This is a genomic window from Micromonospora sp. AB353, assembly GCF_049538395.1.
In the GTDB taxonomy this organism is placed as follows: Bacteria; Actinomycetota; Actinomycetes; order Mycobacteriales; family Micromonosporaceae; genus Micromonospora; species Micromonospora aurantiaca.
Genome location: NZ_JBMVFV010000063.1, coordinates 19,691 through 35,711, shown reverse-complemented (window position 1 = coordinate 35,711; position 16,021 = coordinate 19,691). Strand labels below are relative to the sequence as shown.

16 protein-coding genes are annotated in these 16,021 nt (G+C 72.4%); all 16 read left to right on the top strand.

The window, feature by feature from the left end; all coding sequences use genetic code 11:
* Nucleotides 1-294: 294 nt before the first annotated feature.
* The 16 genes from ACPCK6_RS22420 (at nucleotide 295) to ACPCK6_RS22345 (ending at nucleotide 16,006) form a co-directional block, all read left to right on the top strand.
* Nucleotides 295-2,322 carry an oxidoreductase gene (locus tag ACPCK6_RS22420; protein WP_423482119.1) on the top strand — a complete coding sequence of 676 codons (2,028 nt, stop codon included), beginning with the start codon at nucleotides 295-297 and terminating at the stop codon, nucleotides 2,320-2,322.
* Nucleotides 2,323-2,385: 63 nt separating this feature from the next.
* On the top strand, nucleotides 2,386-3,462 hold the full coding sequence (locus ACPCK6_RS22415) for a class I SAM-dependent methyltransferase (RefSeq protein WP_396883777.1): 1,077 nt from the start codon (nucleotides 2,386-2,388) through the stop codon (nucleotides 3,460-3,462).
* Nucleotides 3,462-3,773 (top strand): hypothetical protein, encoded by a 312-nt coding sequence (locus tag ACPCK6_RS22410; RefSeq protein WP_396883776.1) that lies wholly within the window; start codon nucleotides 3,462-3,464, stop codon nucleotides 3,771-3,773. Before ACPCK6_RS22415 ends, ACPCK6_RS22410 begins: the two co-directional genes overlap by 1 nt.
* Nucleotides 3,773-4,159 carry a nuclear transport factor 2 family protein gene (locus ACPCK6_RS22405; protein ID WP_423482118.1) on the top strand — a complete coding sequence of 129 codons (387 nt, stop codon included), beginning with the start codon at nucleotides 3,773-3,775 and terminating at the stop codon, nucleotides 4,157-4,159. The genes ACPCK6_RS22410 and ACPCK6_RS22405 overlap by 1 nt, the downstream gene beginning before the upstream one ends.
* Before the next feature lie 132 nt (nucleotides 4,160-4,291).
* Complete coding sequence (locus ACPCK6_RS22400; protein WP_423482117.1) at nucleotides 4,292-5,404, top strand: ABC transporter substrate-binding protein; 1,113 nt, start codon at nucleotides 4,292-4,294, stop codon at nucleotides 5,402-5,404.
* Between the two features lie 76 nt (nucleotides 5,405-5,480).
* Nucleotides 5,481-6,260 (top strand): ABC transporter ATP-binding protein, encoded by a 780-nt coding sequence (locus ACPCK6_RS22395; RefSeq protein ID WP_120573737.1) that lies wholly within the window; start codon nucleotides 5,481-5,483, stop codon nucleotides 6,258-6,260.
* Nucleotides 6,261-6,272: 12 nt separating this feature from the next.
* The gene (locus ACPCK6_RS22390) at nucleotides 6,273-7,133 is read left to right on the top strand and encodes an ABC transporter permease (protein WP_013286892.1); all 861 of its coding nucleotides are present in this window, start codon (nucleotides 6,273-6,275) and stop codon (nucleotides 7,131-7,133) included.
* Nucleotides 7,134-7,233: 100 nt separating this feature from the next.
* Nucleotides 7,234-7,980 carry an SDR family NAD(P)-dependent oxidoreductase gene (locus ACPCK6_RS22385; protein ID WP_396883773.1) on the top strand — a complete coding sequence of 249 codons (747 nt, stop codon included), beginning with the start codon at nucleotides 7,234-7,236 and terminating at the stop codon, nucleotides 7,978-7,980.
* A gap of 35 nt (nucleotides 7,981-8,015) precedes the next feature.
* Nucleotides 8,016-9,380: a M20/M25/M40 family metallo-hydrolase gene (locus ACPCK6_RS22380; protein ID WP_423482116.1), complete on the top strand. Its 1,365-nt coding sequence runs from the start codon at nucleotides 8,016-8,018 to the stop codon at nucleotides 9,378-9,380.
* Nucleotides 9,377-10,204, top strand: a complete 828-nt coding sequence (locus ACPCK6_RS22375) for an alpha/beta fold hydrolase (protein WP_396883771.1) — start codon at nucleotides 9,377-9,379, stop codon at nucleotides 10,202-10,204. The genes ACPCK6_RS22380 and ACPCK6_RS22375 overlap by 4 nt, the downstream gene beginning before the upstream one ends.
* A complete protein-coding gene (locus ACPCK6_RS22370; RefSeq protein WP_423482115.1) occupies nucleotides 10,201-10,665 on the top strand; it encodes an Ohr family peroxiredoxin in 465 nt (154 codons plus the stop codon). Before ACPCK6_RS22375 ends, ACPCK6_RS22370 begins: the two co-directional genes overlap by 4 nt.
* The gene (locus ACPCK6_RS22365) at nucleotides 10,652-11,641 is read left to right on the top strand and encodes an EamA family transporter (RefSeq protein ID WP_396883769.1); all 990 of its coding nucleotides are present in this window, start codon (nucleotides 10,652-10,654) and stop codon (nucleotides 11,639-11,641) included. Before ACPCK6_RS22370 ends, ACPCK6_RS22365 begins: the two co-directional genes overlap by 14 nt.
* A 45-nt stretch (nucleotides 11,642-11,686) precedes the next feature.
* Nucleotides 11,687-12,544 carry an IclR family transcriptional regulator gene (locus tag ACPCK6_RS22360; protein ID WP_423482114.1) on the top strand — a complete coding sequence of 286 codons (858 nt, stop codon included), beginning with the start codon at nucleotides 11,687-11,689 and terminating at the stop codon, nucleotides 12,542-12,544.
* Entirely contained in the window at nucleotides 12,537-13,736 is a 1,200-nt protein-coding gene (locus tag ACPCK6_RS22355) for a CaiB/BaiF CoA transferase family protein (RefSeq protein WP_396883767.1), read from the top strand. Before ACPCK6_RS22360 ends, ACPCK6_RS22355 begins: the two co-directional genes overlap by 8 nt.
* Nucleotides 13,737-13,767: 31 nt before the next feature.
* Nucleotides 13,768-14,607 carry a cyclase family protein gene (locus ACPCK6_RS22350; RefSeq protein ID WP_396883766.1) on the top strand — a complete coding sequence of 280 codons (840 nt, stop codon included), beginning with the start codon at nucleotides 13,768-13,770 and terminating at the stop codon, nucleotides 14,605-14,607.
* On the top strand, nucleotides 14,600-16,006 hold the full coding sequence (locus tag ACPCK6_RS22345; RefSeq protein ID WP_423482113.1) for an MmgE/PrpD family protein: 1,407 nt from the start codon (nucleotides 14,600-14,602) through the stop codon (nucleotides 16,004-16,006). The genes ACPCK6_RS22350 and ACPCK6_RS22345 overlap by 8 nt, the downstream gene beginning before the upstream one ends.
* The last annotated feature ends 15 nt before the right edge of the window (nucleotides 16,007-16,021 follow it).

Here is a 16,021-nt window from a genome sequence, read left to right as displayed (position 1 = left end):
GGTACGGCCGTCCGAACGATCGGTACGGGCCGCCGACCGGCGACCGACGGCCGGCGCTGCCGTCCGATCAGGAGGAACCGAACGATCGACCCGTGGCATCGACGGTCATCGTCGGTCAGCGTTCCGCCCAGTGGAACAGCAGCTCAGAGGCGGTGCAGCGAACTAAGTTACTGATCAGTAGCCCGTTGACGGCATGTGAACCCGGCCCTACCGTTCCACTCAATCGAACGGCGTACGGTTCATCCGAACGCTCTCGGCCTCGCCGAGTGCGGCCCGAAACAGGAAGTCCGAGGCATGCCTGACGACAAGCTTCTCGCTCTTCTCTCCCCCACCCGGCTCGGGCGTCTCACACTGCGGAACCGGGTCTTCGTCCCGGGCCACACCACCAACTTCGGACTGAACAATGTGCCCACCCGCCGCCACGTCGCCTACCACGCGGAGCGGGCGCGCGGCGGCGCCGGCCTGATCATCACCGAGGCGATCCGCGTGCACCCCACCAGCGCGGGCCGCAGCATCAGCCTCGGCAGCTTCGACGACTCGTCGATCCCGGCGTACGCGGCGGTGACCGAGGCCGTGCACGAGCACGGGGCACGGATGTTCGCCCAGATCATGCACGCCGGACGGCAGGCCAACGGCGATGCGACGCGTACCGCCGCCTGGTCGTCGTCGCCGGTGCCGTGGGCGGCCGGCTCGCACGTGCCGCACGCGATGGGACGCCGGGACATCGCGGTCGTCGTCGAGGCGTTCGCCGCCGCCGCGCGGCGCATGCGCGCGGCCGGCTTCGACGGGCTGGAGGTGCACGCCGGCCACGGCCACCTGCTCCAGCAGTTCCTCTCGCCGCACACGAACACCCGCGACGACGCGTACGGCGGCAGCCTCGACAACCGGATGCGCCTGACCCGTGAGGTGCTCACAGCGGTGCTCGCCGCCGCGCCCGAGCTGCCCGTCGGGCTGCGGGTCAGCGCCGACGAGTTCCTGCCCGGCGGCCTCGACCCGGCCGCGGTGCTGGAGATCGTCGGGAGGCTGCGCGCCGAGTTCCCGCTCGCCTACGTGCACGTCAGCCACTCCGCCTACCACGGCAGCTACTCGCTCGCGACGCAGATGGCGGACATGAGCTTCGGCCACGCCCCGTTCCGGCACCACGCGGCGCTGTTCAAGCAGGAGTTCCCGGACCTGCCGGTGCTCGCGGTGTGCCGGCTGGACAGCCTGCCGGAGGCGGCCGAACTCGTCGCCGCCGGCGAGGCCGACCTGGTCGGCCTGGCCCGCCCGCACATCGCCGACCCGCACCTGGTCCGCAAGGCCGAGCAGGGCCGCCAGCACGAGGTACGCGCCTGTCTGGCCTGCAACCAGGGCTGCATCGGCCGGCTGGAGACCAGCCTGCCCATCTCCTGCGTGGTGAACCCCGAGGTCGGCGCCGAGCGGGAATGGGCCGACGCCTGGCCGGAGCTGCCCGGACCGTCCGGCGCGCGGGACGTCCTGGTCGTCGGCGGCGGGCCGGCCGGCCTGGAGGCGGCGCTCTCCGCGCACCGGGCCGGGCACCGGGTGACAGTTGTCGAGGCGCGCGACCGGCTCGGCGGACAGGTCGAGGTGGCCGCGCGCGTACCCGGCCGGGAGCGGCTCGGTCTGCTCACCCGTGACCTGGCCCGCGACGTGGCGGCCGCCGGCATCCCGGTCCGGCTCGGCCACCGCGCCGGCGTCGAGGACGTGCTGTCCGGCGGCTACCAGGACGTCGTCCTCGCCACCGGCTCCCGGCCCGCCCGCCGCGACCTGCCCGGCGGCCCGCCGGTGATCGACATCTGGCAGGCCGTCGACCACCTGGCCGACCCCGGCTACCGGCCGGACGGCGCCGTCGTCGTGCTCGACGACGAGGGCACCTGGTCGGCGGCGTCGGTGGCGGAGGCGTTCGCCCGGCGGGGCGCCCGCGTCCACCTCGTCTCCCCCACCGCCACGGTGAGCGCCAAGATCACCACGTACTCGCGGCTGGCGCTGCTCAAGCGCTTCGCGGACCTGGGGATCGCGGTCCACCCGATGCGGACCGCCCGTGCGGCGGGCACCACGGCGGTGACGCTCGGCGGCCCGCTCGCCGGCGGCGAGACGATCGTCGAAGGCGTCACCACTGTCGTCGACGGCGGCTCGGCGCAGGCCGCTGACGAGTTGTACCGGCAGCTCGACGCGCTGCCCGACGGCCCCCGCGTCCACGTCGTCGGCGACGCGAACGCCCCCCGTACCGCCTTCGAGGCCGTCTACGAGGGACGCATGGCCGGCGCGTTCCTCGGCGCCTTCGACACCGCGTCCGCCGAACGCGTGCGGTACGCCCACTGACCCGTCCACCCCGGTCGCGGTGCACCGCGGGCCGGACCTCCCCCACCTGTAGAGGAGACAAGAATGCTGGACATCGAGGAGCGCCTCACCCTGGATGAGCGTTCCGCCGTGGACTTCGTCCTCGGCCTGCGCAAGCGCTGGGCGGACACCGTCTACCCGGCGCTGCGTGAGGAGTACGGCGCCACCGGCGCGTCGGCCACGACGATCGCCGACGCGAGCCAGGTGCTGCGCGGTCTCCCGCTCTACCCGTGGTTCAGCCACCTCGAGCGGGTGCAGCAGAAGATGCTCTGGAAGGTCGCCGGCGACGCGGTGCTCAGCCGCCGCGAGGAGCTGACCGGCCAGCTCACCGCGCTGCCCGAGCAGCCGAAGGGCTCGCTGGCGCTGAACCCCGACCTGGAACTGCCCGACTGGTACACCGACTACGACATCCACATCCAGCCCGGCAGCTTCTTCTCCGACGACATGTCGGCCTACGTGTACGAGTTCGGCGCGCGCATCGTCATGCTGCGCGACAACGACGGCTACAAGTTCCACACGCTGTTCGCCCAGACCGCGCTGCCCGAGCTGCCCGCGGCGACCCGGATCGTCGACATCGGGTGCGGCTTCGGCAAGAGCACCCGCCCGCTGCCCGCCAAGTACCCGACCGCGCAGGTGATCGGCGTGGACCTGGCCGCCCCCGGTCTGCGCCTGGCGCACGCCGAGGCCGAGGCGACCGGGGTCGCGATCGACTACCGGCAGGCCGACGGCCGGGCCACCGGCATCGAGCCGGACAGCTGCGACGTGGTCACCGGCACGATGGTGCTGCACGAGATGCCGGCCGCCGCGATCCGGGAGACCATCCTGGAGGCCGCGCGCCTGCTCAAGCCGGGCGGCTCGCTGCGCTTCCTGGAGTTCATGCTCACCGGCGACCCGCTGCGCGACGCCACCGTCTACGAGCACGCCGAGCGCAACAACGAGCCGTTCTTCCACGACCTGTTCGGCTCCGACCTGATCGAGGTCTGCACCGAGGCCGGTCTGACCGATGTGTCGTGGACCCCGTTCGACGAGCGCCGCAACGGCGTCCAGCCGCAGGGCTGGGGCGACCGTCCCGAGTGGCACTTCCCCTGGGCCGTACTGGCCGCGACCAAGCCGGAGGCGTGATGAGCACCGAGTTCGACTACTTCGGGGATCCCAAGGTCGGCAAGCTGCTCGACCTGGTGCTGCAGCTCTCCACCGAGCTGCACGTGACCCGCCAGCGGGTACGCGTCGTCGAGGCGCTGCTGACCCGCTCCGGCGCGCTCACCGCGGGCGCCGTCGACGGGTTCGTCTCCACCGCAGAGGAGCAGAAGGTCCTCGACCGGGAGCGGGACGAGCTGCTGGCCCGCCTCATGCGCATCCTGACCGAGCACGGCCCCGCGGAGCACCCGCTGCGGGACCAGTGGGAGGCGGCGCTGAGCGAGAAGACCGGCTGATGAGCACACCGGACGCGCCCGGTCTGATCGACGGCTACCTGCAGCTGTGCGAGGACCGCGAACTCGACGAAGCGGGGCGCTTTCTCGCGGAGCGGGCGCGGTTGGTCTTCCCGGGCGGCCGGGAGTACTCGTCGCTGCGGGAGATGGCGGCCGCGTCGACCGGAACCTACCGGTGGGTGCGCAAGCACCGGGACCGCTACCTGGTGGGCGAGGCCGACGGGCGGGTCACGGTGACCTCGCTCGGGCGGCTGTACGGGGAATGGCTCGACGGCACTCCGTTCGAGGACATCCGCTACGCGGACGTCTTCGTGCTCGACGGCGGACTGATCGTCGAGCAGCACGTCTACAACGATCTGGCACTCGTCGCGCAGCAGCGCGGCGCCTGACCGGCCCTGGTCGCGCGTCAGCGCGACGCCTGACGGACAACGGTCGCGCGGCAGCGCGACAGCTGATTCCCCCGCCTCCGCCGCTCCGGCGGCGGAGGCGGTCTCCCCCGACTCATGACGAGGTGTGTGCATATGAAACGAAAGTGGGCTCTGCTCCCGGCGGCGTTGGCCACCGCGCTGGTCCTGTCCGCGTGCGGCGGCGGCTCCGACGACGAGGGCGCCGGCGGCGAGGGCAAGGAGGCGAAGCTGACCATGGCCATCGCCTCCGCCGTGATCGGCCCGAAGGAGGAGGTGGCCGTCTACGCGGTCGCCAAGGAACTCGGCTACTTCGCCGAGGAGAAGCTGACCGTCGACACGATCAACACCGACGGCTCGGTCGCCGCCCTCCAGGCGGTCGCGTCCGGCAGCGGCGACATCACCCCGGCCGACGCCGGCTCGGTGCTCGGCGCGGCGGAGAAGAACGTGCCGATCAAGGCGATCGGCGGCCTGGTGCAGAACTGGCCGTGGGTGATGGCGGTGAAGCCGGACTCCCCGATCACCGGCGGCGCGGACCTGCGCGGCAAGAAGATCGGCGTGATCAGCCTGGCCTCCGGCTCGGCCCCGTACGCCCGCGCCTACGTCAAGGCCGCGGGGCTGGACCCGGCCAAGGACGTCGAGCTGCTGCCGGTGGGCGTCGGCGCGCAGGCCGCCGCCGCGCTCAACGACGGCAAGGTCGACATGCTGGCGCTCTACACCCAGGCGTACGCGGTCATCGAGAACGCCGGTACCGAGCTGAAGTACCTGACCAACCCGGACGTGTTCTCCGGCATCCGGTCGCTGACCTTCAGCGTCGGCGCCCGTGACTTCGACGCCAAGAAGGACTCCTACGAGCGGTTCCTGCGCGCGGCGTACAAGGCGATGCTCTTCTCGGCCAAGAACCCCGAGGCCGCCATGAAGATCGGCTACAAGGTCTTCCCGCAGATCCTCGCCGGCAAGTCCGCCGACGAGCGCCTCAAGGCGGACACCGAGAGCCTCACCGCCTGGCTGAAGACGGCCACCCCGGCCAGCGGCGACCCGGAGCAGTTCGGCGACTGGGGCGCGATCAGCGACGAGGAGTGGGCGAAGACCCAGGCGTACACCAAGGAGGCCGGGCAGATCACCGGCGAGGTCGACCTCAAGAAGCTGTGGGACCCGAGCCTGCTCTCCGGCGCCAACAACTTCGACAAGGCCGCGGTGCTGAGCAAGGCCGCGAACTACACCGCCTAGGCAGCGGACAGCGGAAGGGATTTCGATGGCCATCAAGGCGACGGCCCGCCGGGCGCAGACGCAGGCTCCGGCATCGGTGTCGGAAGACTCCTGGATCGAGATCGACGGGCTGGACAAGGAGTACCGGCCCCGGAAGTCGGCACCGACCCAGGCGCTGAGCGACATCAACCTGACGGTACGTCGCGGCGAGTTCATCTCGGTCGTGGGACCGTCCGGGTGCGGCAAGACCACTTTGCTGAAGATCCTCGCCGGGCTCAGCCCGAAGTCCGGCGGCGCGGTACGGATCGCCGGGCGGGACGTGACGAAGCCCCTTCCCGAGGTCGGGATGGTGTTCCAGGCACCGACGCTGCTGCCGTGGCGCACCATCTTCGACAACGTGATGGTGCCGGCGGAGATCCAGCGACTGGATCCCCGCCGGCACCGGGAACGCGCCCAGCAGTTGCTCGAGATGGTCGGTCTCAACGGCTTCGAGCAGAAGTACCCGCACGAGCTCAGCGGCGGCATGCAGCAGCGGGCCGGCATCTGCCGGGCGCTGGTGCACGACCCGGCGGTACTGCTGATGGACGAGCCGTTCGGCGCGCTCGACGCGATGACCCGCGAGTACATGAACGTGGAGCTGCTGCGCATCTGGCAGGAGAGCAACCAGACGATCGTGCTGGTCACGCACTCCATCCCGGAGGCGGTCTTCCTCTCCGACCGGGTGGTCGTGCTCAGCCCCCGGCCGGGCCGGATCGCGGAGGTCATGGACATCGACCTGGAGCGGCCGCGTGACCTCGGCGTCATGTCGTCCGACCGGGCCGGGGTCTACGTGGAGCGGATCCGCCGACACTTCAACGCCGCCGGCGTTATCGACTGACGAGGGACAGCCATGGCAACAAGCAACCTGGTCCGCGAGCCGGCCCAGCCACCGGCGCCGTCCGCCCGGCCCGCCAAGCCCGCCCGGCGCAAGTTCGACCTCCGCGAGAAGCCCCAGCTCTGGCTGGTCCCGACGGTCTTCGTCGTGGTCGTGCTGGCCTGGGAGTACGGTGTCCAGCTCATCGGCGTCGACGAGTACGTCCTGCCGCTGCCGTCGAGCGTGGTCGAGTCGCTGTGGCAGCAGCTCGGCGACGACCAGTTCTGGGGTCACTTCTGGGTGACCACCCAGGAGGCGCTGCTCGGGTTCGTGATCGGTGTCGGGGCCGCGCTGGTCCTCGGCACGTTCATCTCCCAGATCAAGATCGTCGAAGCCACCCTGATGCCGTACATCGTGGCCTTCCAGACCGTGCCGAAGGTCGCCCTGGCCCCGCTGTTCGTGGTGTGGTTCGGTTTCGGCCTGACCAGCAAGGTGGTCATGGCCGCGGTGATCTCGTTCTTCCCGATGCTCGTGAACGTCATCGAGGGTCTGCGGGCGGCCGACGCCGACAAGATCCAGATGCTGACGGTGTTCGGCGCGAGCAAGACCCAGATCTTCCGGATGGTCCGGCTGCCCAGCGCGCTGCCGTTCATCTTCGCCGGCCTGGACATCGGCATCGTCTTCGCCATCCTCGGCGCGGTCGTCGGCGAGTTCATCGGCGCCAAGGAGGGCCTGGGCTACCTGCTGCTGCAGACCAACTACAACTTCGACATCGCCGGCATGTTCGCCGTCCTGGTGGTGCTGTCGGTGATGGGTCTGGTGGCGCACTTCGTGATCCGGCTGCTGCAGAAGCGGCTGGCCTTCTGGGCCGAGGACACGAAGGTGATCGGCGCGTGACGACAGCTGACGGGACCGTGGTCACGCGTGCGGAGCACCGGCCGGGCGTGGTTCACGCCCGCCCGGCCGGTGGCCGGACGGGAGAGGCAGGACAGAGGACATGAACACCGATCCGAACCGGTTCGACGGGCGGGTGGCACTGGTGACCGGGGCGGCCCGCGGCATCGGCGCCCGGATCGCCGCGACCCTCGCCGAGCGCGGCGCGACGGTGGCGCAGGCCGACCTGCTCGACGACTGGGCGGAGGCCGAGCTGACCGGCGGTGCGCACACCCGGCACCGGCTCGACGTCCGGTCGGCCGCCTCCTGCGCCGATCTGGTGGCGGAGGTCCTGGACTCCCACGGCCGCCTGGACCTGCTCGTCAACAACGCCGGGATCGTCCGGCGCGGACCGGCGGCGACGATGTCCGAGGAGGACTTCACCACCGTCCTGGACGTCAACCTGACCGGCACGTTCCGGATGTGCCAGGCCGCGTACCCGGCGCTGCGGCAGACCCGCGGCGCGGTGGTGAACATCGGCTCCACGAACGGGCACGTCGCCGTACTGAACACGCTCGGATACTGCGTCAGCAAGGCCGGCGTGATGCACATGGCACGCGTGCTGGCGCTCGAGTGGGCGCCGGACCGGATCCGGGTCAACGCCGTCGGACCCACGATCGTGCCCACCGACATGACCGCCGACGTCCGCGGCGACGACGCGTACCTGGCCGACAAGATGGCCTCCATCCCGCTGGGCCGGATGGCACTGCCGCAGGACGTCGCCAACGCGGTCGCCTACCTGCTCAGTGACGCCGCCGCCATGACCACCGGGCAGACGATCTTCGTCGACGGCGGCGTCACCATCCACTGACTTCCCCCTCTCCGACCCCTTCTGTGAGGACCACCATGCCCAAACCGGATACCGCGGCCGCACTGGCGGCCGTCGACAAGCACTTCGACGAGTTCGTCGAGGAGCTCCAGCAGCTGTGCCGCATCCGCAGCCGCCGCCAGGAGCCGGAGCAGATGGAGGCCACCGCCGAGTTCATCGCCGGGTCGGTCCGCCGCTGGGGCGGCGAAGCCGAGATCATCCCGTGGGAGCAGTCGTACCCGTACGTGCTGGCCGAGGTGCCGGGCGAGGGAGACAAGGCGCTGCTGCACTTCACCCACTACGACGTGGAGGTCGAGCCGGCCGGTGACGACGCCGACTGGATCAGCCCGCCGTACGCGGCGGAGATCCACGACGGCCGGCTGTACGCCCGGGGCGTGGCCGACGACAAGGGCGTCGTCATGTCCCGCATCCACGCGGCGGCGGCCTGGAAGCTGGCCGGGCTGACCCCGCCGGTGACCAACCGGATCATCTTCGAGGGCAAGAAGTGGCTGCACAGCCCGGGTCTGGGCTCGTTCGTGCAGGCGCACGCCGACCGGCTCGCCAGCGACGCGGCGCTGTGGGAGAACTCCTGGCTCGACGGCGAGGACCGGCTGCTGCTCAAGCTCGCCGAGAAGGGCGTGCTCTACCTGCGCCTCACCGCGCAGACCCTGCCACGCGACCTGACCAGCCAGAACACCGCGCTGCTGCCGGCCGCCACGGCCCGGCTGGCCGCCGCCCTGGCGCAGTTGCAGCGGCCCGACGGCACCGTGACGATCCCCGGTTTCGCCGACGACGCCCGGCCGCCGACGGACGAGGAGCGGGCGCTGCTGGAGAAGGTGGCGTTCGACGGGGACTTCCTGCGCAAGCGGGCCCAGGTCGACCGGTTCACCGGTGACCTGGACGACCAGGGAGCCGCGGTCGCCATCCGTACCGTGCCGACGCTCACCGTCGCCGGTTTCGCCGGCGGCGACATGCGCGACGACGTGACGCTCGGCATCCCGTCGACCGCCTCGGCGAAGCTGGAGATCCGGCTGGTGCCCGGCCAGGACCCGGACCGGGTGCTCGGCTGCGTCCGCGACCACCTGGCCGCGACCGGCTTCGGTGACCTGCGCATCGAGGTGATGGCGACCAGCCGGCCCAACCTCACCGACCACCGCGACCCGTTCGTCGCGCTGGTCGCCGACGCGGCCCGCCGGGTGTACGGGACCGAGCCGGTGATCGAGCCGTACACGCAGTGGATCGGCAACCAGGGCGTGATCGCCGACCTGCCCATCGTCGGTGTCGGCGTGTCCCGCGCGGACTCCGGTGTGGACGGCCCGAACGAGAACATCCGGCTGGACGACTACAAGGCCGGCATCAAGCACGTCATCGAGGTCATGGCGGCCCTGGCGGTGACGGAGTGACCCGGGCCCGCGGCGTGGCCCGCCGCGCCTACGTCGACGTGCCGTGGGGTCAGGTGCACTACCGGCACGGCGGCGACGCCGACGCCCCGGTGCTGCTGATCCTGCACCAGTCCCCGCTCTCCTCGGCCACCTACGACGCGGTGATCGAGCCGCTGGCCCGCCGCGGCCTGCGGGTGATCGCCCCGGACACGCCGGGGTTCGGCATGTCCGACGCACCGCCGCGCCCGTGGTCGATCCCGGAGTACGCGGCCGGGGTGTGGCAGTTCGCCGACGCCCTCGGGCTGTCCCGGGTGCACCTGCTCGGGCAGCACACCGGCGCGATCGTCGGCGCGGAGGCGCTGATGTCGGCGCCGGAGCGGGTGCACCGGCTGATCCTGCAGGGCATCCCGCTCTACGACGAGCGGGAGCGGGCGGAGAAGAAGCGGTCGTACGCGCCCGGCTACTCCCCGGCGCGCGACGGCGGGCACCTCAAGGTGATCTGGGACCGGGTGTACGGCCTGTACCCGCGCCTGACCCCGGAGGAGGCGGACCGCCAGGTCACCGAGTACCTGCTGACCGGTCCGGACTACGCCACCGCATACCGGGCGGTGTTCGACCACCACGTGGACACCGCCGCCCTGGACGCGCTGCCCATCGTGCTGCTGCACGGCGCCGACGACCTGCTGGACCGGATGACGCCGCAGGTACGGGCCGCGCTGCCCGGCGCCGAGCTGGTGACCATCCCCGGCGGCACCGACTTCGTGGCCGACGAGCAGCCGGAGGCGTTCGCCGACGCGGTCGCCGCGCAGGTGCACGCCGACCTCGGGCGGGAGGTGGTGGCATGAGCGCCGGCACCCCGGCCGCCGAGGCGAAGGTCGTACCGGCGAACACGCTCTACACCGCCACCGTCGAGGTCTCCGGCGGCCGGGGCGGCAGCGCCCGGTCGCGGACCGGGTCGCTGCGGGTCGACCTGACCCGTCCCGCCCAGCGGGGTCCGGACGCGCCCGGCACCGACCCGGAGGAGCTGTTCGCGGCCGGCTACGCGGCCTGCTTCGACAGCGCGCTCGCGGTCGCCGCCCGGCAGGCCGGCGTCAAGCCCGGCCCGACGACGGTGACCGCCTCGGTCTCCCTCGGGCAGACCGAGGACGGCCGGTACGCGATCGCCGTGGTGCTGGACGTGTCCGCGCCGCAGTGCCCGCAGGCCGACCTGGAACGCGCCGTGGAGCTGGCCGACCAGATGTGTCCCTACTCGAACGCCCTGCGGGGCAACACCGCGGTGGCGATCCGGGTCGATGGCCACCGCTGACCTGACCCAGCCCGCAGCGGTCCGCCACCCGGCGGATCCGCAGCGGCCCGCCGGCCCGATGGCCCTGGCCGTCGGGCTCGGCGCGGTCTACCTGATCTGGGGCTCGACCTACCTGGGCAACCGGGTGGCCCTGGACAGCATCCCGCCGCTGGTCGCCACCTCGGCCCGGTTCCTGGCCGCCGCGCTGCTGCTGTTCGCGGTGGCTGCGCTGCGCCGGGGACCGGCCGGGCTGCTGCTGCCCCGGCGGCAGTGGGGCGGGGTGGGCGCCAGCGGGCTGCTGATGGTCGGTGCGGGCAGCGCGCTGCTCGCCCTGGGCCAGCAGTACGTGCCGACCGGGCTGACGTCGCTGGTGGTGGCCGGCATGCCGCTGTGGGTGCTGGTGTTGCGGCTGGCGGTCGGTCCACGGCCGTCGGCGCTCGCGGCGGTGGGCGTACTGGGCGGGGTGGCCGGGCTGGCGCTGCTGTTCTCGGTGCCGACGAAGGGATGGCACCTCGGCGGGATGCTGCTGCTGGTGGTCTCCACGATGGTCTGGGCGCTGGGCTCGACGCTGTCGCAGCGGCTGCACATGCCGGCCGACCACCTGGTCGGCACCGGCTGGCAGATGCTCGTCGGCGGTGTCGCGGTGGCGGTGGCGAGCGTGGTCAGCGGTGAGCTGGGACGGTTCGACCCGGCCGCCGTGACCGGCCGGTCCTGGCTGGCGTGGACCTACCTGATGCTGGTGTGCACAGTGGTCGGCTTCAGCGTCTACACGTGGTTGCTGCGCAACGCGCCGATCCAGCTCGCGTCCACTTACGCGTACGTCAACCCGGTGGTGGCGGTCCTGCTCGGCATGATGGTGCTGGATGAATCGTTGTCCGGACGACAGGTGCTCGCCGGTGCCGTGGTGCTCGCCTCGGTGGCGCTCGTCATCGCGCGGGAGCGACCCCGGCAGGCCGACGGCCTCCCGCCCGGGAAGACCCCCGTCGCACCCGCCTGAAGCCCGGCGATCCCACGCACGTACGTCGACAGTGGAGGAAGAGAGATGATCACGACAGCGGTCGTCGAGAGCACCGCCGGCCGGACCCGGTCCGGTCTGGGACGCGCCCTCGACATCGTCAACATCATCGCCGAACGGGCACCGGAGACCCTCGGCGTGTCGACGATCGCGCGGGAACTGGGTCTGCCGAAGGCGGTCGCCCACCGGATCCTCAAGGAACTGGTGGCCGACAACTTCCTCACCTTCAACGAGGAGACCAAGCGGTACCGGCTCGGCACCGGCGCGCTGGCGGTGGGCCTGGCCGCACTGCGTGCCCTGGACGTGCCGGACATCGCGCGCCGGTACCTGGTCCGGCTGGTCCGCGACAGCGGCGAGACCGCCACGCTGTCGGTGCGGCAGGGCTGGTCGCGCGTCTACATCGACCAGGTGCTCTCGCCGCACGAGGTCCGGATGTCGGTGTCCCTGGGCACCAGCCACGCGCTGCACTCCGGGTCGTCGTCGAAGGCGATCCTGGCGGCGCTGCCGGACGCCGAGGTCGACGACTACCTCGGTCACCACCCGCTGGACGCGGTCACCCCGGCCACCATCACCTCCACCGCCAAGCTGCGGGCCGACCTGGCCCGGATCCGGCGTCAGGGGTACGCGGTGAGCATGGGCGAACGGCAGAACGGCGCGGGGAGCGTGGCCGCGCCGGTGCGGTACGCGACCGGGCAGGTGTTCGGCTCGATCTCGCTGTGCGGGCCGCAGAACCGGTTCACCCCGGAGGTGTGCGCCGCGCACGGTGCGCTGGTCGCCGCGGCGGCGGCGGAGATCTCCGCCGAGCTGGGTTTCCGGCCGCCGGCGCAGCGTGTCGCCGGGCGGACGGGTCAGGAACAGAACTGGGGAGGTGGAACAGGTGATTGACGGACCGCTGACGGGCCTGCGGGTGCTTGACGTCTCGACGATCCTCGCCGGGCCGCTGTGCTGTCAGATCCTCGGCGACTACGGCGCCGACGTGATCAAGATCGAGCACCCGACCATGGGTGACAGCATGCGCGGCCACGGCAAGGCCAAGGACGGCCATCCCCTGTGGTGGAAGGAGATCTCCCGCAACAAGCGGCTGGTCGGGCTGAACCTGTCCGCGCCGGAGGGCGCGGCGCTGCTGCTGCGGCTGGCCGAGCGGGCCGACGTGCTGGTGGAGAACTTCCGGCCGGGCACGCTGGAGCGCTGGGGCGTCGGCCCGGAGGAGCTGCACCGGGTCAACCCCGGCCTGGTGATCGCCCGGATCACCGGCTTCGGGCAGACCGGCCCGTACGCCTCCCGCGCCGGGTTCGGCACGCTGGCCGAGGCGATGAGCGGCTTCGCCCACCTGACCGGTACGGCCGACGGACCGCCGACGCTGCCCGCGTTCGGGCTGGCCGACAGCATCTGCGGCATCGCCACCTCGTCGGCGGTGATGATGGCGCTGTGGCACCGGGAGCGCTCCGGCGGCCGGGGCCAGGTCGTCGACATGAGCCTGCTGGAGCCGATCATGACCGCTGTCGGTCCCGGCCCCACCGTCTACGACCAGCTCGGCGTGGTGGAGCAGCGGCAGGGCAACCGCTCGACGAACAACGCGCCGCGCAACACGTACCAGACCAAGGACGGGTCGTGGGTGGCGATCTCCACCAGCGCCCAGGCCATCGCCGAGCGGGTGCTGCGGCTGGTGGGCCACCCCGAGGTGATCGACGAGCCGTGGTTCCGGACCGGCGTCGGGCGGGTGGCGCACGCGGACCTGCTCGACGAGTACGTGGGCTCGTGGATCGCCGAGCGCACCCGCGACGAGGTGGCCGCCGCGTTCGCCGAGGCCGGCGCCGCCGTCGCACCGGTCTACAGCGCCAAGGACATCGTCGAGGACCCGCACGTCCGGGCCACCGAGATGATCACCACGGTCGACGATCCCGACCTCGGCCCGATGCGGATGCACAACGTCATGTGGCGGATGTCGGAGACGCCGGGCCGGATCCGGTTCACCGGGCGCTCCCCCGGCGCCGACACCGACGCCCTGCTCGTCGAGGAGCTCGGCTGCGACCCGGCCGAGATCGCCGACCTGAAAGCCCGTGGCGTCGTCGCCTGACGACGCCGACAGCCGAAACGCGAGGAACCCCGTGGGCACCACAGCCAGAACCGCCGACCGCCTGCTCGACGCCGTGCAGGCCGGTGTCACGATCTACGACCTGGGCCGGCGGCTGACCGTCGGCATGCCGCAGTCACCGAACCACCCGGCGTTCGGGCTCACCCTGCCGCGCCGACACGGCGACATGGTGCGCGCCGACGGCGGCTCCGCCGCCAACGACCTGCTGGTGATGGGCACGCACGTCGGCACGCACGTCGACGCGCTCGCGCACGTCTCCCAGGACGGCCGGCTGCACGGCGGCGCCGACGCCGCCGACGCGCAGGTCGGCGGCCGGTTCGACGAGCTGGGCGTGCACACCGTCGCGCCGATGGTCCGCCGGGGCGTGCTGCTGGACGTGCCCGCCGCGCTGGGCGTCCAGGCCTGCGAGCCCGGCTACGAGATCACCCCCGCCGACCTGGACGCCGCGGTGTCCCGGCAGGGCACGCCGGTGGGCCCGGGTGACGTCGTGCTCATCCGCAGCGGGTGGGGCCGGCTGTTCGACCACGAGGACCGCAACCAGTACATCGGCAAGGACTCCGGCGTGCCGGGGGTCGGCGCGGACGGCGCGACCTGGCTGGCGCAGCGTCAGGTGCACGCCGCCGGCGCGGACACCATCGCCTTCGAGTGCCTGCCGCCGGGCAAGGGCCACAGCTCGCTGCCGGCGCACCGGATCCTGCTGGTGGAGCACGGCGTCTACCTGATCGAGACGATGGCGCTGGAGGAGCTGGCCCGCGACGGGGTGCACGAGTTCACCTTCGTCATGGCGCCGCTGCCGCTGTACGGCGCCACCGGCTCCCCGGTGCGCCCGCTGGCGGTGATCAGCCGTGGCTGAGCCGACCCTGGGCCGCCACCTGGCCACCTTCGCCGCCGACACCGCCGCCGAGACGCTGCCCGACGAGGTGGTCGCGAGCGTCCGGGCCCGCGTCCTGGACGTGCTCGGCCTGTGCGTGGCGGCCCGGCCGCTGCCGACCAGCCAGGCGGCCCTCGCCTACGTCGAGGAGCAGGGCGGCCGGGGCCAGGCCACAGTCGTCGGCCTGGACGAGAAGGCGCCGGCGGCGCTGGCCGCGTTCGCCAACGGCGTGCTGGCGCACTCGCTCGACTACGACGACACGCACCTGCCGTCGGTGCTGCACCCCAGCGCGTCGGTGGTGCCGGCCGCGCTGGCCGCCGCCGAGGCGTCCGGGGCGTCCGGGCAGGAGACGGTAGCGGCCATCGCGGTCGGCCTCGAGGTGTGCGTCCGGCTCGGCATGGCCGGGTACGACCCGGCCGCCGGCAACTCCGTCTTCTTCGAGCACGGGCAGCACGCCACCTCGATCTGCGGCACGCTCGGCGGCGCGGTGGCGGCGGCCCGGCTGCTGAAGCTGGACGCCGACGGCGCGCTCGACGCGCTCGGCGTGTCCGCCTCGATGGCGGCCGGCCTGATCGAGTCCAACCGCAACGGCGGCACCGTCAAGCGGATCCACTGCGGCTGGGCGGCGCACGCGGCGGTCAGCGCCGCGCAGTTGGCCCGGCACGGCGTGACCGGGCCGCCGACCGTGCTGGAGGGGCGCTTCGGCTTCTTCCAGGCGTTCCTGCGCGGCGAGTTCGACGGCGACGAGATCGTCCGCGGGCTCGGCACCGACTGGGCGGTACCGGGCATCTTCTTCAAGCCGTACCCGGCGAACCACTTCACCCACGCCGCCATCGACGCGGCGATCGCGCTGCGCGAGCGCGGGCTGCCGCTGGACGAGATCGAGTCGATCACGCTCGGCGTGCCGACGCCGACGGTGCGCACCATCGGCCAGCCCATCGAGCGCAAGCGGGCACCGCAGACCGGCTACGAGGCGCAGTTCAGTGGCCCGTACGCGGTGGTCGCCGGCCTGGTCGGCGGCGGCGGTCTCGGCGTGGACCTCGCCGACTTCACCGACGCCCTGGCACACGACCCGCAGCGGCGGGCGCTGATGGCGCTTGTCGACGTGGTGGGCGACGAGCGGTGCGACGCGATCTTCCCGCACCAGTTCCCGGCCGTGCTGCGGGTGGTCACCCGCGACGGGCGGGAGTGGGTGCAGGAGGTGCTCGCCAACCGGGGCGGGCCGCAGCGTCCGCTCAGCGACGCCGAACTGGCGGTCAAGTTCCGCACCAACGCCGCCGCGCTGCCGGAGGCGACCGCCGACCGCATCACCGAGGAGGTCCACCGGCTGGACCGGGCCCCCGACGTCCACGGCCTGATGGGCCTGATCAACCGCCGCTGAACCGAGCACGAGGAG